Below are 21,104 nucleotides of genomic sequence, written 5' to 3'. Positions count from 1 at the left end.
GTCCGCCCGGGGCGCCGGGGCTCACGGCTCGGTGAGCTCCGTCGCCACCTCGATCACCGCGGGCCGGCGGCTGCCGAGCGCGTCCTTCAGGGCGCGTACGAAGGCGTCGCCGGTCCGCACCGCGGTCGCGGCGACCCCGTAACCCCCGGCGAGCTGGACGAAGTCGATGCCGGGCACGTCCATGCCCGGTGTCTCGCCGGAGTCCAGGACCTTGGAGAACCAGCGCAGCGCTCCGTACGTACCGTTGTTGAGGATGACGATGATGACCGGGATGCCGTACTGGGCCGCGGTCCACAGCGCCGTGATGCCGTAGTTCGCAGAGCCGTCCCCGATCAGCCCGATCACCTGCCGGCCGTCGTGCGCGAGCTGCGCGCCGACGGCGGCCGGGAGTCCGAAGCCCAGGCCGCCGGAGGCCGGGAAGAAGTAGCTGCCCGGCCGGGACAGGTCCAACTGGGCCCAGAAGGCGCCGGTGGTGGAGGTGGACTCCTTCACGTACACCGCGTCCTCGGGTGCGGTCCGGCGCAACAGCGCGAACAGCTCCTCCGGATGCAGCCGGTCACCGGACACGGCCGCGGGCGCGGGCCGGAAGTCCGGCAGCGGCGGCAGCGCCGGGCGCCGCCCGCCGGTCACCGCGCCGGCCAGCCGCGCCAGCGCGTCCCGCACCCCGCCCACCAGCGCCTCGCCCATCGGGGCCCGCGCGGCCTCGCCCGGGTCGCTGGTGAGCTGGATCAGCCGCGCGCCCTCGGGGAGATACGGGCCGGGCGCGAACTGGTGGTACCGGAACACCGGAGCGCCGGCCACCAGGATCACGTCGTGCCCCGCCAGCGCGTCACTCACGCCCCGCACGGCGGCCGGCAGTACGCCACGGAAGGCGGGGTGCCGGGTGGGGAACGGGCAGCGGGACGCCGAGGGCGCGATCCACACCGGTGCGCTCAGCTGCTCCGCCAGCCGCACGGCGTCGGCGTTGGCCTCCTCGGCGTCGACCTCGGGGCCCAGCACCAGCACCGGGTTCGCGGCCCCGTCGAGGGCCGCGACGAGCCCGTCGAGCTGCGCACCGCTCAGCGAACCGGCGGCGGCCGTCCGACGCACCGTCAGATGCCGGGCCTCCTCCGGTGCCTCGCGCGCCCAGTCGTCGTACGGCACCGACACGTACACCGGCCCCTTGGCCGGCAGGTTCGCCAGCTGGATCGCCTGGCTCAGGGCGCGCGGTACGTCCGCCGCGCAGGACGGCTCGCACGCCCACTTCACCAGCGGCTTCGGCAGCGCCGCCGCGTCCACGTTGGCCAGCATGACCTCCTGGCCGACCGTCGAGCGGACCTGCTGGCCCGCGGTGATCACCAGCGGGCTGTGCGCGTACACCGCGTTGGTGAGCATCCCCATCGCGTTGCCGGTACCCGCCGCCGCGTGCAGGTTCACGAACGCCGCACCGCCGCGCGCCTGCGCGTACCCGTCGGCCATCGCCAGCACCGCCCCCTCGTGCAGCCCGAGGACGTAACGGAAGTCCGCCGGCATCCCGGCGAGGAACGGCAGCTCGTTGGAGCCCGGATTGCCGAAGACCGTCGTCAGACCGTGCGCCCTCAACAGCTCGTACGACGCTTCGCTCACGGTGGCCATCGGCTCTCCCCTCCTGCGGCAGTGACCTGCCGCACGGTAGGGAGGCCGCACCCCATAGGTCCAATGACTGTCATCGATGTCCGCATGGACCGTGTCTATGCCGGCCGTGCCCTAAGGTCGGCGGCGTGACGGACCTGGACCTCAATCTCGTGAAGACCTTCGTGCTGCTCTACGAGACCCGCAGCGTCACACGGACGGCGGAGGCCCTGTTTGTCACCCAGCCCTCCGCGAGCCACGCCCTGCGGCGGCTGCGACGGCACTTCGGCGACGAGCTGTTCGTCCGCGCCACCGAAGGGCTGCGGCCGACGGAGGCCGCGGGGCGGATGTACCCGCGGCTGCGCCAGGCGCTGGAGGTCATCACGGAGACGGTCTCCGACGAGGGCAGCTTCGACCCGTCGACCTCGCGGCGCACGTTCCGGCTCAGCGCCACCGACCTCGGCGAACTGATCCTGCTCCCGGCCGTGCTCGCGGAGCTGGAGACCCGCGCGCCGCACTGCCGCGTCGAGGTCACCCCGCTGGACTCCGCCGCTGCCGCCGAGGAACTGCGCCGGGGCCGGGCCGACGCGGTGATCTGCACGCCCCGCATCGACGCGCCGGACATCCGCCGCGACCCGCTCTTCCAGGAGCGGTACGTCGGCCTCTGCGCCAAGGATCACCCGCGGATCGGCGACCGGCCCGGGCCGGGGGAGTACCTGGCGGAGCGGCACATCGCCGTCGCCCCCGCGGCGGGCCACGTCGACGCCGACCAGGTGCTGGCCCGGCTCGGTCACCCGCGCGACATCGTGGCCCACGTGCCGCACTTCGCCGTGCTGCCCGAACTGGTGGCACGTACCGGGCACTTGGCGGTCGTGCCGAGCCGGGCCGTAGGCGCGTTCACCCGCGCAGCGCCGGTGCGGACCTTCACACTGCCCTTCGACATTCCCACCGTCGAGGTCGCGCTCCACACGTACCGCAGGACGCTCCCGGCGCCGGCGGTGGAGTGGCTGCGCGACATGGTCACCGGACTGCTCACGCCCAGCCATTGACAGCCGCCGGGCGGGCCCTGACACTCATGCCACCCACTTGGTGAATCAGATTTCACCAGGCGAACAGAGCCGCATGAGTTGCACCCCCACAGACTTCAGGGACACCCATGACTTCCTCCGGCACGCCGGACCACCTGGCCGGCGACCGCCCGCCGCACACCTTCCGCACGGTCTTCCCGGTCCTGGCCCTGTGCTGGCTGGCGGTCTTCTTCGACGGGATGGACGTCAACATCTACGGCGCCGTCATGCCGCACATGCTCGACGACCCCGGCCTCGGCCTGACCCCGGCGAGCGCGGGCACGATCGGCAGCTGGACCGCCTTCGGCATGTTCTTCGGCGCGCTCGCCGCCGGCAACATCACCGACTGGCTCGGCCGCCGCGCCACCCTCGTCGCCAGCGTCCTGCTCTTCTCCCTCGGCTCCGCCGTATGCTCCGTCGCCACCGGCCCGGACATTTTCGGCGCGGGCCGGTTCATCGCGGGCCTCGGCCTCGGCGGCCTCACCCCGCTCGCCCTCGCGATGGTGCTGGAGTTCGCGCCGCCCGGCCGCGCCGCGCTCACCACCGGCCTGCTGATGTCCTCGTACCACGCGGGCGGCATGGCGGCGACCGGCATCGGGCTCGGCCTCGCCCCCGCCGCCGGCTGGCGCGCCGTCTTCTGGGCCGGCGTCCTCCCCGCCGTCATCGCCGTGCCCCTGCTGCTGAAGTACCTCCCCGAATCGCCCGGCGTGCTCCTCGCGCGCGGTGACCGCACTCGTGCCGACGCCGTCGCCGACCGCTACGGCCTGCCCCGCCCCACCCCCGTCCAGGCGCCGGCCGCCGGGGCCAGGGGCCGACTGGCCGCCGTCCGCGCCCTCTTCGCCCCCGAGTCCCGCTGGGCCACTCTCCTGCTGTGGCTGGCCTCCTTCTGCGGGCTGCTCCTGGTGTACGGCGTGTCCACCTGGCTGCCCGAGATGATGCGCGCCTCCGGCTACGGCCTCAGCTCCTCCGTCACCTTCCTGATGGTCATCAACGGCGGCGGCATCGTCGGCATGTTCGTCGCGGGCCGCGCCGCCGACCGCTTCGGCGCCGTACGGATCTCCGCACTCTGGTTCGCGCTCACCGCGGCCGGTGCGCTGCTCCTCAAGTCCCAGCTGCCGCTCGGCGTCACCTACGCCGTCGTCGCCCTCACCGGCGTCTGGCTCTTCAGCGCCCAGGTCATGGTCTACGCCGTCACCGACACCGTCTACCGCGACAGCGAGCGCGCCGCCGGGCTCGGCATGGTCACCGGCGTCGGCCGGACGGGCGCCGCTTTCGGCCCCTGGCTCATCGGCGCCCTCGCCGCCACCGGCAGCCAGTCCTGGGGCTTCACCGCCTTCGCACTGGCCGGCCTGGCCGGCGCCGCAGCCATCGCCCTGGTCCCGCTCGCCCGCCGCAGCCGGGGAACCACCGGAACCACGCCCCTCGACGGCACCGCCCCGAAGGCCGCCCGGCCGACCGCCGCCCCCGAAGCCTGAGGCCGGCCCCGGACCGGCGGCCCGACGCCCCGTCACCGGAAAGGAACGCACCGTGCTCCGACAGCTCGCGCTCCTCACGGCAGGGCTCGCCGTCCTGGCGGCCGCCGCCGGCCCGCCCGCGGCGGCGGCCGGCCGCGGCCGCCCCGTCCACGTCACCAAGGACCTGGCCTACGCGCCCGCCGAACCCGCCGGCACCCAGGGGCACCTGCTCGACCTCTACGTCCCCCGGGCCGGCCGCCCGGCACCGCTGGTGGTCTTCACCCACGGCTCGGGCTGGCTCGCCGACAACGGCCGTGACGGCGCCGACCGGGTCGCAGCCCGGCTGAACCCGCACGGCTACGCCGTGGCCGGCGTCGCCGTCCGCGCCAGCTCCCAGGCCCGCTTCCCGGCCCAGCTCCACGACATCAAGGCGGCGATCCGCTGGCTGCGCGCGCACGCCGCCGAGTACCGCCTGGACCCGGACCGCATCGCCATCATGGGGGAGTCCTCCGGCGGCTGGGCCACCACGATGGCCGCCGTGACCGGCGACGTACCGGAACTGGAGGGTGACGTGGGCGTGACCGGCCCGTCCAGCGCGGTACGGGCGGCCGTACCGTTCTACGCGCCGAGCGATCTGCTGCAGATGGACGCGCACATGCTGGACGGCTGCGCGCCGTTCAACGAGGCATTCGGCCTGACCGCCTGTCACGCCGACCCGAAGTCCCCGGAATCCCTGCTGCTCGGCTGCCCGCTGCCCGAGTGCGCCCCCGAGAAGGCCGCGGCGGCGAACCCGCTCACCTACGTGAGCGGCCGGCGGGCCGTCCCGCCCTTCCTGATCCTCCACGGCGAGCAGGACACCTTTGTGCCGTACCACCAGTCCAGGCTGCTGTACGACGCGCTGGCGGCGGCGGGCGCCGAGGCCCGCTTGCTGACCTTCCCGCACGCCGCGCACGGCACGTACCTGGAGATGCTGAGCGACCCGCCCACCCGCCGGGACGCCCGGGAGGAGAGCACGCGGGCGGGGCACCGTACGAAGCCCCGCCCGGCCACCCCGACCTGGGGCACGGTGGTGTCGTTCCTGGACCGGCACCTGCGGAGCTGAGCCCCGCGGATGCCGGCCGCCCGCTCAGAACGGGTAGTGCGCCTGCTGGGTCGCCACCGTGACCCAGCGGGTGCTGGAGAACGCCTCGATGCCCCAGCGGCCGCCGAACCGGCCGTACCCGGAGTCCTTGACGCCGCCGAACGGCGCCTGCGGCTCGTCGCCGACGGACTGGTCGTTGACGTGCACGATGCCGGTACGGATGCGGCGCGCGACGGCCAGCCCGTGGGTCGCGTTCTCGGTGATCACGCCGCAGGTCAGGCCGTTGTCGGTGTCGTTGGCCAGGTCGATGGCGGTCGCGTCGTCGGCGAACGTCTCGACCACGCAGACCGGCCCGAAGGCCTCGCCGTAGTAGAGGTCCATGTCCTTGGTGACGCCGGTCAGCACGGTCGCCGGGTGCACCGCGCCGTCCGGCGCGCCGCCGCCCGTCAGCACCGTCGCGCCCTTGTCCACCGCGTCCTTCACCAGCGCCGCGACCCGCTGCGCAGCGGTGGCGCTGACCAGCGGCCCGACCACCGTGCGCGGGTCGCGCGGGTCACCCGTCGGCAGCTCGGCGACCTTCGCCGTGAACTTGCGGGTGAACTCCTCGGCCAGGCTCTCGTGCACCAGGATCCGGTCGCCGGACATGCAGATCTGCCCCGCGTTCATGAAGACGCCGAACGTGACCGCGTCGACCGCGTAGTCCACGTCCGCGTCGTCCAGCACGAGAATGGCGTTCTTGCCGCCCAGCTCCAGCACGGCGGGCTTGAGGTGGCGCGCCGCCTGGGTGCCGATGATGCGGCCGACGCCGGTCGAGCCGGTGAAGTTGACGGCCCGTACGCGCGCGTCGGCGATCAGTGCCTCGGCGACCTCGGCGGCGTCCTCCGGCGCGTTGGTGACCACGTTCAGCACGCCGTCCGGGAGCCCCGCCTCGCGCAGCACGTCGGCGACGAACAGGCCGCAGGCCAGCGGCGCGTCCTCGCTCGGCTTCACCACCACGGTGTTGCCGGCGGCGAGCGGCGCGGCGACGGCGCGTACGCCGAGGATCAGCGGCGCGTTCCAGGGCGCGAACGCCGCGACGACGCCGAGCGGTTCGCGGATCGCCATGCCCAGCGCGCCGGTGTCCTGGGAACTGAGCACCTCACCGCGCGGCGCGGTGATCGCGGCGGCGGCCTCGCGCAGCACGTTGGCCGCGAGCGCGACGTTGAAGTGCGCCCAGGGTGCCGTCCCGCCGACCTCCAGCGCCATCAGCTCAGCGGCCTGCTCCCCCTTGGCGTCGAGCAGGTCGGCGGCCTTGAGGAAGATGGCGCGCCGGGCGAACGGGGCGAGCGCGGCCCACTCGGGGAAGGCGGCGTCCGCGGCGTCCACGGCCCGCGTGATGTCCTCGGGCCCGCCGGCGGCGACGGTGGCGTACACCTCGCCGGTGAAGGGGCTGATGTCCTCGGCGATGCGTCCGGAGGCGGCGGGCACGTCCTTGCCGCCGATGAACAGTTCACGCGTGGTGGCCATGGGGTCAATGATCCTTTGTCGCTGGCGGGAGGCGGAAGCGGGGGAGGGCCAAGGGCAGAAGGCCACCCCGGGAGGTCGCATGTTCGTATAGTGAACTGTTGTTCACTTGTACCGGAAATGCTGCTTCCGGCCCCCGCGAATGTCAAGATCCGGGCACGGCCTCCTCAGGGAGCATGGCGTGCGGGTGAAGCCTCCGCCACCCGCCGGGCACCGGCGCCGCGTGGGGGTACAGAGATCTCGTGCGTGCCCCCGTGCCGAAACCCTGAGGAGTGGTCGACCGTGACCGCACAGCGACAACGGGGCCTGCGCCCCCTGGCCGCCGGAGTGGTGGCACTTTCGGGCGTACTGGCCCTTACGTCCTGCGGCTCGGACGACTCGCCGGAGTCCGGCGGGTCCTCCGCGTCCGGGAAGGCGACCGCCTCCGGCTCCCGCACCGCGTCGCCCGGGGGCGGGGTGAGGTGCGGCAAGAAGGCGACGGTGAAGGCTTCCGGCTCGACCGCGCAGCACAACGCGATGCGGTCCTGGACCAAGAGCTACCAGAAGGCGTGCCGGGGGACACGGATCGACTACGAGGACACCGGCTCGGGCGCCGGGCAGAGGGACTTCCTGAAGGGCCGTACCGCCTTCGCGGGCTCGGACGCCGCGCTGCGGCCCGCGCAGGTGGCCACTTCGAAGAAGACGTGCAAGGACGGCGGCCGCGCCGTCCACCTGCCGATGCTCGGCGGCCCCATCGCGCTCGGGTACAACCTGCCGGGCGTCGACAAGCTCGTACTGGACGCCGGCACCCTCGCCCGAATCTTCGACGGGCGGATCACCAAGTGGAACGACTCGGCGATCGCCCGGCTGAACCCGAAGGCCGATCTGCCCGCCACCGCCATCAAGACGGTGCACCGCTCCGGCGAGTCCGGCACGACCGACAACTTCACCGCCTATCTGCACGCCGCGGCGCCGAGCGCCTGGCCCCACCCGCCGGGTCAGCGCTGGCCGGCCGAGGGCGGCACCGCCGCCGGGGGGTCGTCGGAGCTGGCCGACGAGGTAAAGCAGACCCGCGGCGCCATCGGGTACGTCGAACTCGCCTACGCGATCCAGCGGTCCCTCCCCACCGCCGCGATCGACACGGGGGCCGCCACGCCGGTCGAAGCCACCGTCGTCAACGCCTCCAAGGCGCTCGCCGGTGCGCGGACCAAGGGGTCCCAGGGTGACCTGGTCCTCCGTCTCGACCACACGACCAAGGCCGCCGGTGCCTACCCGATCGCGATGGTCACGTACGAGATCGTCTGCGACAAGGGCAACAAGGCTGCGACCTGGCCGGCCACCAAGGCGTTCCTCGCCTACACGGCCGGCCTGGAGGGCCAGCGGGAACTCTCCTTCCAGGGCTATGCCACCCTCCCCGCCAAGATCATGGAGGAGGTCCGCTCCAAGCTGAGCGGCATCTCCTGACGCACACCCCCACCATGACCGCGCCGTCCGGACGGCGCGGTCATGGCCATGCGTAGGAAACGTCCCTGACCAGGGAAAATGATCGAGGCGACCGCTCTGCGGTTCCCGTAGTGCTGCGTCGGCGCGTGAGACAGGGCCGGTGAGGAGCGGCTTTCTCCTGCGTATCCCAGGAGTTCTTGTTGCTTCAACCTGTTATTAAAAGGTTCTCGCGCGGTTCCGGTGTGGACGACTCAAGCGTCAGCCGCTGTCGCGATGTGTGGAAAGCGCATCCATAGGAGCAATTGGCGACGAATTCCGTAGGTAATCACGCCTTGACGCTCCGGATCCAGTCGGGCTTCCATGTGCGCCGGGAGCACAGCGAAGCACGACACAGCCGTCCACGGAGGCGATACCGCTCCCGCACAGCACCTGCCGCACCCAGTCGATCGGAACCGCTCCATGACCGACACCCTCAGCCAGCCACCCGCAGACGACACCGCGGCCACCGCCGCCCCCGACGCTCCCGGCGTCGACGCACGCCCCGGCGACGGTCCCGCCCCTGACGGCGCGCGTACCCTCAAGCGCTCGATCGGCGTCGTGGGTGGCACCCTGCTGACGCTGTCCTGCGTCACGCCCGCCTCCACGCTCTTCGTCGTGGTGCCGGACCTCTTCGCCGACCTGGGCACCGCCACAGCCCTGACCATCGCGATCGGCTCCGTGCTCTGCATCGCGGTGGCCTTCTGCTACTCGGAGCTGGGCACCCTGATACCGAGCGCCGGCGGCGAGTACGCCATGGTCTCGACGCTGACCGGGCGGCTGGCCGGCTGGCTGGTGTTCGTCCTGTCGCTGCTGGTCGTGATGATCGTGCCGCCGGTGATCGCCATGGGCACCGCCGACTACCTCGCCCCCGTGGTGCACGTTCCCGCACCCGTCGCCGGCGCCGCCGTGATGCTCCTGGCCACCCTCGCCGGCCTGCTGGACCTGCGCGCCAACGCCTGGATCACCGGCGTCTTCCTGGTCCTGGAGGTCATCGCCGCGGGAGTCGTCGCGGTACTCGGCTTCGCGCACACCGAGCGCGGCGGTTCCGCGCTCCTGCACGGCGCGGTCGCAGGCCCCGGTGGCGTTCCCGGCCCGGTCACCGGCCTGCTCGTCGTCTCCGGGCTGGCCATCGCCCTCTTCGTCACCCAGGGCTTCTCCACCGCGGTCTACCTCTCCGAGGAGCTGGAGGACCCGCGCCGCAGCGTCGCCCGCACCGTGCTGGCCACGCTGGCCATCTCCGCCGCCGTCATCCTCGTACCGGTCATCGCCATCACCCTCGGCGCCCCGAGCCTTCAGGCGCTGACCTCCGGTGACATCAGCACCATGGTCATCGCGTGGAGCAACTCGGCCGTCGGCACCTTCGTCAGCCTCTGTGTCGCCCTGGCCATCATCAACGCCGGAATTGTCATGGTCATCCAGAACTCCCGGGTGCTGTTCGCCTCCGCCCGCGACAAGGCCTGGCCCCAGCCGGTCAACAACGCGCTGTCCAAGCTCGGCCGCTTCGGCTCCCCGTGGGTCGCGACCCTGGTCGTCGGCATCCCCGGCGCCGCGCTCTGCTTCGTCAACCTCGACACGCTCTACGGCGTGACCGGCGTCTCCGTCTCGGGTATGTACCTGCTCGTCGCGATCGCGGCGCTGGCGTCCCGGCGCGGCGCGCACAAGAAGGCCGCGGCCTGGCGGATGCCGCTCTGGCCGGCGGTGCCGCTGCTGCTGATCGTGGTCCTGGTCTACATCCTCACGCAGCAGGAGACGCAGTACCTGCTGTGGACCGGCGGCATCATGGCCGTCGCCACCCTGTACTGGGCCTGCTACCTCCGCCCCCGCCAGGAAACCCACTGGCTGGTGACGCTCCCGGAGGACACGCACGCGGAAGAGCCCGCCGCCGGGAAGAACTGACGAGCTCCGTGTCCACCGTGCGCCCCTGAAAAGACGTCAGGCGCGAGTATTCCCGTGAAGGTAAAGCAGCATTACTTTGTTGTTCACGGTTACTGCGCCAAGGGGGACGCACGGTGGACAAAATCAAGATCGAGAGAACGGACCGCCCCGACGACAACATCGTGTTCTTCGCGATGCCTTACGGCCGCAAGTCGGCCGCCGGCGGCCCGGAACGGGACTACGACGACCTGTACGACAACGCCTACGCCGCGGCGGTCCGCGATCTCGATCTCACCCCGTGCCGTGCGGACAGCATCTTCGGCACGAGCCAGGGCGTGCTGGAGTCGGCCTGGCGGGGAATCCAACAGGCGGGCGTCGTCGTCATCGACTTCTCGACCCGCTCCGCCGACGTGGCACTGGAATTCGGCTGGGCGATGTGCCTGCACAAGCGGATGATCGTCCTCGCCCAGGACATCGAGCGGGACGTGCCCACGGACGTGACGGGGCTGCTGCGGCCCATTCAGTACTCGTTCGACGGCACCGGGATTCCGCGGATGATGCAGGACCTCAAGGCGCATATCCGGCAGGCGCTGGCGGAGCCGGTCGGCACGGAGATGACCCTCAAACCACTGGAGGGGCACGCCGAACAGGACCGTGCCGAAGTGCTCATCGCGGACCGGGACCACGTCATCGTCAAGGGGGCCCGCACCGGCCGGATCGCCGAAATGCACAAGCAGGACGTCGACTATCTGCGGGACGTACCCGTGGACATGTCGAAGCGGTACCCGGTCGGGCGCGAGGTCTCCGGCACATTCGTCACCGAGGCGGACGGCCGGCCGCGCTTCTCCCAGCGGGTGAACCAGCGCAATCCCTGGCCGGATCTGCAGAATTCCTATCCGAAGGGACATGTGTTCGTCGGGCGCGTGGTGGACATCAAACCGGCCGGCGCCTATATCGCGGTCGCGCACGGCGTGAACGGTCTGCTGCCCGGCGCCCAGACCCGCGCCGCCGATCTGCAACTGGGCATGGAGGTCGAAGCGGTGGTCACCGGCGTCGACGCGGACCGCCAGCGCATTCACCTCGCGCTCTCGCGGCAGCCCGCGCCACCCGCCGGCCGGCCCGCCGCCGACACCTACCCGCGCTACGGCGACCGGCAGGTCGGAACCGTGACCAGGGTCGTTCCCGAACAGTCCGGCGGGGGCGGCGGCTACGTCCTCATGACGCTCCAGGACTGGCCGAACCTTCCGCTCGCCGCATTCCTGCACTGCTCCCGCATGACACCGGAATTGCGTACGCGGATGAATTCCCGGCTGCTCGCCGAGGGGGACACGCTCCCGGTCGAGGTGATCCAGGTGCATCCCTCGCGCAAGAACCCGCCGTTCCATGAGGTGAAGGTGCGGGATCTGGCCGAGCTGCCGGACGTCGTGGCCGATGATCCCGCCGCCGACGACGGCGATCTCGACGGCGTCCCCGCGGCGACGTGACGGAATTCCGCCGGTAAGAGCCCTTGGGGTGGGCCGGATGACGATCCCGGGCCCACCCCGCCCGCGCGGGACCGCATATCGTCGCCCCTGAGACGCCCTTCGAGGAGACCCGAGGCAGAGGAAGGCACGGCCCGTTGCGCACCCCCACCCGACGCGACCGACTTCGCGCGCAGATGTCCGAGGACGTACGGGCCGTCGCGCGCGAGATCATCACCAAGGACGGGGTGGAGGCCCTCTCGCTCGCCGAGATCGCCCGCCGCGTCGGTGTCACGCCCGCCGCGCTGTACCGGCACTTCGACGACCTGGCCGACATCGTCCGGCACACCGCCCGCGACATCGTCACCGAGCTGACGGGTGAACTGCGGGCCGCGGTGGACGCCGAGGAACAGACCGACTACGCGGCCCGGATGATCGCCCCGTCCCGGGTGTTCCGGCGGTGGTCCCTGGCCCACCGCCAGGAATTCAGCCTGCTGTTCGGCACGCCGACGACGGCGGCGGGCGACGCGCACGGCGACCTGACCAGTGAATGGGTACGGGAACTCGCCGGTGTCTGGGGGCGGGTGTTCATGCAGTTCTGGGCCGCCCGCCCCTACCCGATCCTCGCCGACGGCGAACTCGCCCCCGCGCTGCGGCGGCAGATGGCGGCCTACCGCGCCGCCACCGGCGTCGACATGCCGCTGGGCGCCCTGGTCGTGATGCTCTCCTGCTGGCGGTCGATCTACGGCCAGGTGGCACTGGAGGTGTTCGACCACTTCGCGCCCCTCGTACCGGGCGGCCAGGAGCCGATGTTCGAGCTGCTGATGCAGGAATTGATGGCCAGGATGGGGCTGGCCGAGGACTACCGGCCGCCCGCCCCGGAGTCGTGACCCCGGCCGCGACCGGACGCCGCGGGCCTCAGCCCTTGCGTGCCGCGCCGGCCGGCCAGACGACGTCCACCGCGATCCCGCGGGCACGGGCCTCCTGCACCACATCGGCGGTCCCGCCGCCCTTGCCGGTCGGCGGCTCGCCGTTCCACACGGCCACCAGCCGGTCCGCCCGGTCCAGTACGGCCGCGTTCGCCGCCTCGTACGCGGCGCGGCCCGCCGTCTCGTACGGCATCACGCACACCTCACCGGCCGCCGCCAGCAGCCGGTCGAAGAACGGGGCGTGGGCGGGGGACACCGCGGCCTGCCGGTAGTCGCGGGAGGGCAGGACGACGACGAGCCGCCCGCCGGCCCGCAGCACCTCATCGGCGAAGAGCGAGTCCGCCCCTTCCGCAATACAGGACACCCCGACCAGCCCGTCCCCGCCGTGCCGTAGGAGCAGCGCGCGCAGCCCCTCCCGCACCGGCCCGGCGCTCGCCTCGGTGAGATCCATATGCCCTGTCACGGAAAGCGTCGTCACGCACACCACCAGCCCTTCTGTCCGGTCCTGACGCTATCGCGCGCGGGAGGGGCCGGTCGCCGTGACCCGTACCGGCCCGTTTCCGATCCGCGTCGGGTGGAACGCGTGTGTGCACAGGGACGCGCAATGAACCGCGAGGAAAGCGTGGAGAGGGAGGTGGGTGCCGTGCCCAGCTCGAGCAGCCGGGCCCTGCTGCTCGTCGCGTCGGCGTTGGGGCACAAGATGGGGTACCGCGACCTGGAAGAGGTGCGGAGGTCGCCCCGCGGGACGGCGCCGCGCGCGTACAGATTCTGTCTCTGCACGGCGGTGCCTACATCGAGGAGATCGGCGGCAACCACTGGCACCTGATCGAGCAGTTGGTGACCGAAGGGGCGGCTCGGGTGACCGTCGCGGTCCACCCGCTGGCGCCGCGCGGCACGGCTTCGGCCGTCGTCCCCGACCTGACCGCGCTGGCGGGCCGGCTCACCGCCGACGGCTCGCTGCCCACCGTCTTCATGGGCGACTCGGCCGGCGGTGGGCTGGCCGTGAAGCCGGCGCAGCGGCTGCGGGACACCGGCGGCACCCTGCCGGACGAGCTGGTGCTGATCTCGCCCTGGCTGGACGCCGTGATGGACTCCCCGGGCATCGCGGACCTGCAACCGTACGACCCCATGCTGGGCGTGGAGGCGCTGCGCTACTGCGGCTCGCTCCGGGCCGGCGAACTGGGCCTCGCGCACCCCTGGGTGGGCCCGCTACGGGGGAGCCGGGCCGGGCTGCCCCGTACGACGGTGTTCGCCGGTACCCGCGACATCCTCACCGCCGACGCCCGCCGCTTCCGCGACCTGGCGACGGCCGAGGGTGTCGAGGTGGACTACGCCGAGGCGGCGGGCCAGATCCACGTCTATCCGCTGTGGCCCACCGCCGAGGGCCACCGGGCCCGCCGTCACCTGCTGGCATCACTGCCGGCGCTCGCCGGATCACCGATCGTGAGGCGGTGATCCGGCGGGCGGACGAGGCGGGCGGACGGGCCGTCAGCTGAGCGTGCGCAGCATCGAGGCGTCGAACGGGACGAGTTCACCGGTGCGGCCCTCGAAGATCTTGGCGGCCCACTCCGGGTCGCCGAGCAGCGCCCGGCCGACGGCGATGAGGTCGAACTCGTCGCGCTCCATGCGGTCCAGCAACCGCTCGATGCCGGCGACACCGGCCTGCTTGCCCTGGAACGCCTGGATGAACTCGCTGTCGAGGCCGACGGATCCGACGCTGACCGTCGGCAGGCCGGAGAGCTTCTTCACCCAGCCCGCGAGGTTGAGGTCGGAGTCCTCGAACTCCGGCAGCCAGTAGCGGCGCGTCGAGGCGTGGAAGGAGCTCACGCCGGCCGCGGTGAGCGGCGCGAGGACGGCGTCCAGCTCCTCCGGGGTCTCGGCGAGCCGCGCCTGGTAGTTGTTCATCTTCCACTGCGACATCCGGAAGAGGATCGGGAAGTCCGCCGAGACGGCCGCCCGGCAGGCCGCGACGATCTCCGCCGCGAAGCGGGTGCGCGCCACCGTGTCGCCGCCGTAGGCGTCGGTGCGCTGGTTGGTCTGCGCCCACAGGAACTGGTCGATGAGGTAACCGTGCGCGCCGTGCAGCTCGATCCCGTCGAAGCCGATGCGCTCGGCCTCGGCAGCGGCCTTGGCGAACGCCGCGATGACGTCGTCCAGGTCCTGCAGCGTCATGGCGTGCCCGGCCGGCGTGCCGTCGATGGCGAGACCCGAGGGGCCGGACGGCGGGGCGTCCGGGAAGGGCGGCGCGCCCGCTTCCCGGGCCATGCCCACGTGCCACAGCTGCGGCATGATCGTGCCGCCCGCCGCGTGCACCTTTTCCACGACGCGCTGCCAGCCGTCGAGCGCGTCGTCGCCGTGGAAGCGGGGGACCTTGCCGCTGGTACCGGCGGCCGGGTGGTCGACGTAGGTGCCCTCGGTGATGATCAGGCCGACGCCGCCGGCGGCCCGGCGCGCGTAGTAGTCCGCGACATCGGCGCCGGGCACGCCGCCTGGGGAGAACTCACGGGTCATCGGCGCCATGGCGATGCGGTTGGGCACGGTGAGCCCGCCCAGCGAGAAGGGGCGGGAGAGTACCTGAGCCGCACGGGCGGTGGTGTCGCTGGATGTCACGTGGTTCTCCTCGGTCGGAAAGCGGTGCGAACGCCGCGGACGGGCGGACGTTCCGCTGTTCCGAACACCGCGAAGCGGAGCCACCATCCGTTTCCCGGTGTAGCCTTCGTCACAGTCGCAGCCGGCAGGTGAAACCCGCAGTCACAGCCCGCAGTCTTGGCTCACGGCCGGCCGCCGTGGCGCCTCGGAAGTTCGCGGGTGCCTCAGGCCCGTGCGGGCACGTTCGCCGCGACCCAGGCGGCCAGCTCGCGGGCGCAGGCCGTCAGCGTCTCCTGCCAGGTCCGGTCGGCGCCGTCCCCCGCCTCGTCGCTGACGTGCTTGGCGAGCCGTATCGGCACGCCCGCCTCCTGCGCGACGTGCGCCAGCGCGTACCCCTCCATGTCCACCAGCGCGGCCCGGGCCGCCAGCCGGTCGCGGGCCGCGTCGTCGGCGATGAACGAATCGCCGGTGGCCAGCACGGGGCCGCCGAGGTCGGCCAGGTCCAGCGGCGCACCGGTGACCTCGCCGGTCAGCGTGGCCAGCAGTTCGCTGTCCAGGTCGTGCTGGATCACGGAGCTGATGACATGGGTGCCGCGCAGGCCGGGGCGGAGTGCGCCTGCGGTGCCGAGGTTGACGATGCCCGAGGGGCGGGTGCCGCGCGCCAGTACGGTGGCGAGCGCGGTCGCCGCGTTGACCTTCCCCATGCCGGTGAGCAGGACCGGGTGATCGGCCCCGAGGAACTGCGCCTCTTCCTTGAGGGCGAGGACGAGCAGGGGACGGTCGGCGGCTATCTCACCTATGAGTTCCATACCGTCACGGTAACCGCAGCTGTCACACGGCCCGGCAGTGGGGCGGCGGGCCCTCGGGGCGCCGGGGACCTCGGGCCCGCCCCAGGTCAGGCGCGCGCCCTCGGCGATCCGCTGCCGATAGGCTGAGCGGCGGCAGCATCGGCGCGCGGCGGACGAGGGTGGCATGACATACCGCAGAGGGGTCGGCGGGCTCGGCCGCGCCGCACTGCCGAGCATGACGCTGCTGCGCGAACTCACCGACCAGATCGTCCTGGACACGGTGTTCGAGCGGGCGCCCATCACCCGAGCCGAGATCGCCCAGGCGACCGGCATCTCCAAGCCGACCGTCTCCGAGGCGGTGCGCCGCCTGGAGGGCGCGGGCCTGTTGCTGCCGGCCGGCGCCCAGACGGGCCGGCAGGGCCGGGTCGGTACGTACTACAAGGTGGCCGCCGACGCCGGCTTCGTCCTCGCCGTCGCACTGGACTCCACCGAGGTACGGCTGACCGCCGCCGACCTGTTCGGCACGCCCTTCCACGAGACCGCGGCGCCGCCGGCCGGATCGGGCCGGCCCGAGGACGCGGCCGAGCAGCTGCGCACGATGGTGCGCGAGGCGCTGGCCCGCGGCGGTGACGCGCGGGGCCCGCTGCTCGCGGTGGGGCTCTCCCTGGCGAACCCGGTCGACCCGGAGACCTCCGCGGTGGTCGCACTGCCGGAGACGCCGCATCCCGCCGGGCTGTTCCGGCCCCGGTCGGCGCTGGCCGGCGTCACCGACGCGCCGCTGCTGGTCGAGAACGACATCAACCTCGCGGCCCTCGCGGAGCGTTGGCACGGCGCGGCACGGGAGGCCGCCAGCTGTGCGTACGTCCACATCGGCGCGGGGATGGGCATGGGGCTGGTGATCGGGGACGAGCTGGTGCGCGGGGCCCGCGGCATGGCCGGCGAGATCGGCTACCTCGGCGGAAGCCCCGGCCGGGCCGGTGACCGCCACGGCTTCGCCCGCGCGGTCGCCGAGGGCTTCGCCACCGCCGGGGAGCCGGGGCCCGGCGGTGCGGCGGCCGTCGAGGCGGCCCGCACGATCCTGGACCGGGCGGCAGGGGGCGACGCGGCGGCCCGGGCCGTGGTGGCCCGCGAGGGCCGCACCATCGGCGAGGCCGTCGCCGCCGTCTGCGCGGTCGTCGACCCCGAACTGGTCCTCCTCGGCGGCCCCATCGGCGCCCACCCCGCGCTCCTCGAACCGGTCCGCGACACCGTCGCCGACCTCGCCCCCCTGCCCCCGCACGTCCGCACCGGCACCCTCGCCGAACACGCCTCCCTCCAGGGCGCCCTCACCCAAGCGATCCACCGCGCCCGCACCGACCTCTGGTCCCGGGCGAACAGCTGACCGCGGCCCACCACTGCACGGAGCGGCGCTCCTACCGCTCGGGGAAGGGGAGGAGCAGCTGCTCCCATTCCTCCGCCGCCCGGAGCACCGCTGCCCGGTCCGTCGCGACCTCGATCCCGTACCGGTACACCTCCAGGTCCTCCTCGTCCCGCCGCCATGGCGGCACGGCCGTCAGCGACAGGTGGACCCGCAGGAGGCCTTTGCCGTCCCGCCACCGGACCTGGCCGAAGGCGAGGTCCGGTTCGAGGAAGGCCAGTCCCGGTTCGAGGCCGCCGTCCGGGTCCGGAGTCAGGTCGGTGCCCGCGACCCGGCCGGCGGCGACCGCACGCAGCCAGCCGGACAGCTCCCCGGGCCTCGTCCGTCAGCAGGCACGGATCGGTGAAGGACCACGCGCCTTCAGGTGTCGTCACCTCGGCTGCCACGACGAGCCAGTTGTCGTCGAAGGTGTCGCCGGAGTCCCCCGGGAACCGGTAGCGCAGGGGCCGCAGCGCGATGCGGCTCGAGCCGTCAGCGAGCAGCACTGTCGAGCGCCAGTCCGCGGCGGCCCGTCGCGTTGAGCCGGTCCGGTGTGAAGCGGCCGTGCCAGGTGCGTTCGTAGTGTTCTTCGGGGAAGTCGGCGGGGCTGGAGCCGGTGCGGAAGGCCTGCCGGACCTCGGCCGCGTACCGCTCGTTGCGAGGGCACCAGGGGGCGGCGGGGATGTACATGACGTTGCCCCAGCCCTGCTGGGCGGTGACCGGGGCGACGCTGTGGATCATGTCGCAGTGCCACCACACGGAGTCGCCCGCCCGGACGTCCGGGATGCCGGTGAGTGCCTCCAGCAGCAGCGGGTGCCACTTCTCCGTCGCGGGGAAGACCTGGTTGGTGGTGACCCCGCACATGTCGTCCTCCGGCACGTCCGGCAGCAGCGGACGCAGCATCAGATACGCCATCGCCTCCGGGATCGGGACCGTGTGCAGCACGCCCTGATCGTGGTCCATGTCCGACAGGGCGGTCCAGCCCTGGAAGGTACGGAACGCCGAGCACATCGTGGAGCCGGGGTACTGCGGCCCGGCGGTGCGGTGCGCGGCGTCCCACGGGTCGTACTCCTCGACGCTGCCGTCGAAGAGGTGGCGGAAGGCCTGCTGGTACGCCCGGGTCATCCACAGGTCGAGGGTCCCGGGGTCGCAGTGGGTGCCGAGCCCGGCGGAGTCGGTGCCCGGCGGCCGGCGCCGGATGCGGTCGGGGTACAGCGCGTCGCGGTCCGGCTCGAACCACCGCACGCCCTCGGACTCGTGCTTCCAGAGGGAGTTGAGGAAGGTCCGCACGCGGGCCATGCGGTCGCTCTGCCGGGCCTCCATCTGCGCCTGCGACCAGTAGATCGGATAGATCTCGGGCTTGGAGCCGACACTGCCGAAGAAATCGTCACCGGGGCCGGTGTAGTGCGCGAAGAACTCGTTCCGCTCGACGTAGTCGACGATGCCGGCGTCCCAGGCCAGGGCCTGGTCGCGGTCGAAGTGGCCCCGTACGACCAGACAGCCGCGCTGCTTGAGCCGGGCGAGCCGGTCGGCGGACACGGTGCCGTTGGCGATGTCGGCGTACTCGATGACCGGCCACACCTCTTCGCCGTGCTCCTTCGCGGCCCTGATCTCGGCCACCCGGGCGGCGACCCGGCGCTCCACGGCGGCGAAGACCTCCTCGACGCTGCGGCCGGAGGCTTCGATGCGGGCGCGCAGGGCCGGCTTGAGGCGGCGGATCGCCGCGGGGAGGTCGTCGGGGACCGTCTCCCAGTGGGGCAGGTCGGGCAGTCCTCGGTCCCGCTCGTCGGAGGGTGCGGTGCTCACGTCGTCGGTCACGGTCTGGCTCCTTTGGTAAGGGCTCCTTACTGAATCTCTGCGCAGCAACGTAACCCCGGGGTGAGCTTTGGACAACCCTCCTTACTAAAGGAGGTCCAGGGGGCGCGGCTGTGAGTGAGGGGGAGTTGCGTCAGCGGGGTGGCGTCGCCCGCGGATAGCGGACGAAGAGGATGCCGTGCACGTCGCCGTCCGGGGCGCTGTAGAGGTGCGGGGTGTCGGCGCGCCAGTGCGCGTACTCGCCGGGACCGGCCGTCTGCGGTTCCGCCGGATCGCCCACCACGGCCTTACCGGTGAGCACCATCAGGCTCTCCGAGGTGTCCGCGATGTGCGCGGCCGACTCCTGGACGCTGCCGGCGGCGATCCGGATGCGGAAGATGTCGGTGACGGCCGGGGGCTCCTCGAAGCGTTCGACGAGCACCGCGGTGACCGCACTGCCCGAGACGCCCTCGGCCCGCGCCTCGAAGGCGTGCCGCGGAGGGTCGCCGAGGACGGCGCTGAGCGGACTGTTGAGTGCGGTGGTCAGCGCGTACAGGGTCTCCAGCGTGGGGTTGCGCTGCCCGGCCTCCAGCTCCGAGAGCGTGCCCTTGCCGACGCCGGAACGGCGGGCCAGTTCGGACAGGGACAGTCGCTGCTGCTGCCGGAGCTCCCGCAGTCGGCGCCCCACCTCGTCGTTCAGGCCCATAGCGTGCGCGTCCGCTCCTCTTCGTGCTCGCTCGCCCTTGTCGGGGAGGTCGTTGACGGCCGACCAGCCTACTCTCTACTGTTCCGTAAAAAGAACGTTCCGTAAACAGAACCCTGGAAACCATGTCCCTGATGGCTCGAATACGCGCCGCCGCCCCGCCCTCCGCGGTCGTCGCCGGCCTGATCGCCGTGCTGGTGGGCGTCACCAGTTCGGCCGCCCTCGTCTTCACCGCGGCCAAGGCGGCCGGCGCCGACTCCCGCGAAATCTCCTCCTGGATGCTCGCCCTCGGCGTGGGCCTGGCCTGCACCTGCATCGGTCTGTCCGTGCGTTACCGGGCGCCCGTGGTGACCGCCTGGTCGACGCCGGGGGCCGCCCTGCTGACCACCGGCCTCAGCGGGGTCTCCATGGCGCAGGCCGTCGGTGCGTTCCTCTTCTCCGCGCTGCTCATCCTCGTCAGCGGGGTGACCGGCTGGTTCGCGCGCGCCATGAACCGCATCCCTGTACCGCTGGCCGCCGCGCTCCTGGCCGGAGTCCTCTTCCAGTTCGGCACCGGCCTCTTCGCCACCATGCACACGAGCTTCGCCGTGGCCTTCCCGATGTTCCTGGCGTACCTGCTGGGCCGCCGGCTGCTGCCGCGCTACGCCGTACTGCTCGCCCTCGCGGCGGGCATCGCCGCCACGGTGTTCACCGGTGGCTGGCACGCCGACCGGGTACGGCTCTCCGTCGCAGCGCCCGTGTTCGTGGCCCCGGAACTCGACTGGAAGGTCCTGGTCAGCGTCGGCGTCCCACTGTTCGTGGTCACCATGGCCTCGCAGAACCTGCCCGGCGTCGCGGTTCTCCGGGGCGCGGGCTACGACGTACCGGTCTCGCCGCTCATGACCTGGACCGGCACCGCGAACTTCCTGCTGGCACCGTTCGGCGCGTACGGCCTCAACCTCGCGGCGATCACCGCCGCCATCTGCACGAGCGAGGAGGCCCACCCCGACCGCCGCAGGCGCTATGTCGCCGGTGTCTGGGCCGGCGTCTTCTACCTCTGCGTCGGCCTCCTCGGCGCCACGGTGGCGTCCCTGCTCGCCGCCATGCCGCACGCGCTGGTGCTCGGGATCGCCGGCATCGGCCTGCTCGGCACCGTCACCAGCTCCCTGACCACCGCCGTCTCCGACCCCGGCGCCCGGGAAGCGGCCGTGGTCACCTTCCTCGCCACCGCGTCCGGGGTGACCCTGCTGGGCATCGGCTCGGCCTTCTGGGGCCTGCTCGCGGGCGTCCTGACCAGCCTGCTCCTCTCCGCGGGCGGCAAGCGCCGGGGGAAGCGGGACGCGACACCGGAGGAGGACCGGGAGGACGACGGCAGGGCCGCCCGGGCGGAACCGGCCGCGGAGCCCGTGCCGCCCGCCGCCCGCTGAACGGGCGC

The 21,104-nt window shown here is 72.6% G+C and carries 18 protein-coding genes; 10 read left to right on the top strand and 8 right to left on the bottom strand.

Annotated elements, in window-relative coordinates; genetic code table 11:
• Window positions 1-21: 21 nt before the first annotated feature.
• Window positions 22-1,614: a benzoylformate decarboxylase gene (mdlC, locus tag ACIGQF_RS09180; RefSeq protein ID WP_399707388.1), complete on the bottom strand. Its 1,593-nt coding sequence runs from the start codon at window positions 1,612-1,614 to the stop codon at window positions 22-24.
• A gap of 125 nt (window positions 1,615-1,739) precedes the next feature.
• Here mdlC and ACIGQF_RS09175 point away from each other — a divergent pair, with 125 nt between their 5' ends.
• The 3 genes from ACIGQF_RS09175 (at window position 1,740) to ACIGQF_RS09165 (ending at window position 5,213) form a co-directional block, all read left to right on the top strand.
• Window positions 1,740-2,639, top strand: a complete 900-nt coding sequence (locus ACIGQF_RS09175; protein ID WP_399707386.1) for a LysR substrate-binding domain-containing protein — start codon at window positions 1,740-1,742, stop codon at window positions 2,637-2,639.
• 107 nt (window positions 2,640-2,746) lie between these two features.
• Window positions 2,747-4,132 carry an MFS transporter gene (locus ACIGQF_RS09170; RefSeq protein WP_399707384.1) on the top strand — a complete coding sequence of 462 codons (1,386 nt, stop codon included), beginning with the start codon at window positions 2,747-2,749 and terminating at the stop codon, window positions 4,130-4,132.
• Window positions 4,133-4,184: 52 nt separating this feature from the next.
• A complete protein-coding gene (locus tag ACIGQF_RS09165; RefSeq protein WP_399707382.1) occupies window positions 4,185-5,213 on the top strand; it encodes an alpha/beta hydrolase fold domain-containing protein in 1,029 nt (342 codons plus the stop codon).
• 24 nt (window positions 5,214-5,237) lie between these two features.
• On the opposite strand, the gene ACIGQF_RS09160 is transcribed toward ACIGQF_RS09165, so the two are convergent.
• Window positions 5,238-6,698 carry an aldehyde dehydrogenase family protein gene (locus ACIGQF_RS09160; protein ID WP_399707380.1) on the bottom strand — a complete coding sequence of 487 codons (1,461 nt, stop codon included), beginning with the start codon at window positions 6,696-6,698 and terminating at the stop codon, window positions 5,238-5,240.
• A gap of 279 nt (window positions 6,699-6,977) precedes the next feature.
• Here ACIGQF_RS09160 and pstS point away from each other — a divergent pair, with 279 nt between their 5' ends.
• The 4 genes from pstS (at window position 6,978) to ACIGQF_RS09140 (ending at window position 12,381) form a co-directional block, all read left to right on the top strand.
• Window positions 6,978-8,138 (top strand): phosphate ABC transporter substrate-binding protein PstS, encoded by a 1,161-nt coding sequence (gene pstS / locus ACIGQF_RS09155; protein WP_399707378.1) that lies wholly within the window; start codon window positions 6,978-6,980, stop codon window positions 8,136-8,138.
• A gap of 438 nt (window positions 8,139-8,576) precedes the next feature.
• A complete protein-coding gene (locus ACIGQF_RS09150) occupies window positions 8,577-10,052 on the top strand; it encodes an APC family permease (protein WP_399707376.1) in 1,476 nt (491 codons plus the stop codon).
• 113 nt (window positions 10,053-10,165) lie between these two features.
• Window positions 10,166-11,515, top strand: coding sequence for a S1 RNA-binding domain-containing protein (locus ACIGQF_RS09145; RefSeq protein WP_399707374.1), 1,350 nt, complete (start codon window positions 10,166-10,168; stop codon window positions 11,513-11,515).
• 134 nt (window positions 11,516-11,649) lie between these two features.
• The gene (locus ACIGQF_RS09140; RefSeq protein WP_399707372.1) at window positions 11,650-12,381 is read left to right on the top strand and encodes a TetR/AcrR family transcriptional regulator; all 732 of its coding nucleotides are present in this window, start codon (window positions 11,650-11,652) and stop codon (window positions 12,379-12,381) included.
• Between the two features lie 28 nt (window positions 12,382-12,409).
• Here the strand turns inward: ACIGQF_RS09140 and ACIGQF_RS09135 are convergent, their stop codons facing one another.
• Window positions 12,410-12,898: a hypothetical protein gene (locus ACIGQF_RS09135; RefSeq protein ID WP_399707370.1), complete on the bottom strand. Its 489-nt coding sequence runs from the start codon at window positions 12,896-12,898 to the stop codon at window positions 12,410-12,412.
• 107 nt (window positions 12,899-13,005) lie between these two features.
• Here ACIGQF_RS09135 and ACIGQF_RS09130 point away from each other — a divergent pair, with 107 nt between their 5' ends.
• A complete protein-coding gene (locus ACIGQF_RS09130) occupies window positions 13,006-13,875 on the top strand; it encodes an alpha/beta hydrolase fold domain-containing protein (protein ID WP_399707369.1) in 870 nt (289 codons plus the stop codon).
• A gap of 33 nt (window positions 13,876-13,908) precedes the next feature.
• Here the strand turns inward: ACIGQF_RS09130 and ACIGQF_RS09125 are convergent, their stop codons facing one another.
• Both ACIGQF_RS09125 and ACIGQF_RS09120 read right to left on the bottom strand, forming a co-directional pair.
• Window positions 13,909-15,030 (bottom strand): NADH:flavin oxidoreductase, encoded by a 1,122-nt coding sequence (locus tag ACIGQF_RS09125; protein ID WP_399707367.1) that lies wholly within the window; start codon window positions 15,028-15,030, stop codon window positions 13,909-13,911.
• Between the two features lie 203 nt (window positions 15,031-15,233).
• A complete protein-coding gene (locus ACIGQF_RS09120) occupies window positions 15,234-15,818 on the bottom strand; it encodes a nucleosidase (protein WP_399707365.1) in 585 nt (194 codons plus the stop codon).
• 163 nt (window positions 15,819-15,981) lie between these two features.
• On the opposite strand from ACIGQF_RS09120, the gene ACIGQF_RS09115 reads away from it, so the two are divergent.
• Window positions 15,982-17,178 carry an ROK family protein gene (locus ACIGQF_RS09115; RefSeq protein WP_399707363.1) on the top strand — a complete coding sequence of 399 codons (1,197 nt, stop codon included), beginning with the start codon at window positions 15,982-15,984 and terminating at the stop codon, window positions 17,176-17,178.
• A gap of 31 nt (window positions 17,179-17,209) precedes the next feature.
• Here ACIGQF_RS09115 and ACIGQF_RS09110 read toward each other — a convergent pair whose 3' ends face one another.
• The 3 genes from ACIGQF_RS09110 to ACIGQF_RS09100 all read right to left on the bottom strand — a co-directional run bounded on the left by ACIGQF_RS09110 (window position 17,210) and on the right by ACIGQF_RS09100 (window position 19,693).
• Complete coding sequence (locus ACIGQF_RS09110) at window positions 17,210-17,344, bottom strand: hypothetical protein (protein WP_399707361.1); 135 nt, start codon at window positions 17,342-17,344, stop codon at window positions 17,210-17,212.
• A gap of 341 nt (window positions 17,345-17,685) precedes the next feature.
• Entirely contained in the window at window positions 17,686-19,011 is a 1,326-nt protein-coding gene (locus tag ACIGQF_RS09105; protein WP_399707359.1) for a DUF1479 domain-containing protein, read from the bottom strand.
• 130 nt (window positions 19,012-19,141) lie between these two features.
• Window positions 19,142-19,693, bottom strand: coding sequence for a helix-turn-helix domain-containing protein (locus ACIGQF_RS09100; RefSeq protein ID WP_399707357.1), 552 nt, complete (start codon window positions 19,691-19,693; stop codon window positions 19,142-19,144).
• A gap of 122 nt (window positions 19,694-19,815) precedes the next feature.
• Here ACIGQF_RS09100 and ACIGQF_RS09095 point away from each other — a divergent pair, with 122 nt between their 5' ends.
• Entirely contained in the window at window positions 19,816-21,096 is a 1,281-nt protein-coding gene (locus ACIGQF_RS09095; RefSeq protein ID WP_399707355.1) for a benzoate/H(+) symporter BenE family transporter, read from the top strand.
• Window positions 21,097-21,104 lie beyond the last annotated feature (8 nt).

This window comes from Streptomyces sp. NPDC053560, assembly GCF_044544605.1.
Classification (GTDB): Bacteria; Actinomycetota; Actinomycetes; order Streptomycetales; family Streptomycetaceae; genus Streptomyces.
Note: the sequence above shows the minus strand (reverse complement) of the source record. Positions and strands in the feature narration are given on the sequence as shown.

Excerpts from the sequence above, each read along its gene's own strand:
- mdlC (WP_399707388.1), bottom strand. The coding sequence starts at position 1,614 with ATGGCCACCGTGAGCGAAGCGTCGTACGAGCTGTTGAGGGCGCACGGT.
- ACIGQF_RS09170 (WP_399707384.1), top strand. The coding sequence starts at position 2,747 with ATGACTTCCTCCGGCACGCCGGACCACCTGGCCGGCGACCGCCCGCCG.
- ACIGQF_RS09160 (WP_399707380.1), bottom strand. The coding sequence starts at position 6,698 with ATGGCCACCACGCGTGAACTGTTCATCGGCGGCAAGGACGTGCCCGCC.
- ACIGQF_RS09150 (WP_399707376.1), top strand. The coding sequence starts at position 8,577 with ATGACCGACACCCTCAGCCAGCCACCCGCAGACGACACCGCGGCCACC.
- ACIGQF_RS09120 (WP_399707365.1), bottom strand. The coding sequence starts at position 15,818 with ATGGAACTCATAGGTGAGATAGCCGCCGACCGTCCCCTGCTCGTCCTC.
- ACIGQF_RS09115 (WP_399707363.1), top strand. The coding sequence starts at position 15,982 with ATGACATACCGCAGAGGGGTCGGCGGGCTCGGCCGCGCCGCACTGCCG.
- ACIGQF_RS09100 (WP_399707357.1), bottom strand. The coding sequence starts at position 19,693 with ATGGGCCTGAACGACGAGGTGGGGCGCCGACTGCGGGAGCTCCGGCAG.
- ACIGQF_RS09095 (WP_399707355.1), top strand. The coding sequence starts at position 19,816 with ATGTCCCTGATGGCTCGAATACGCGCCGCCGCCCCGCCCTCCGCGGTC.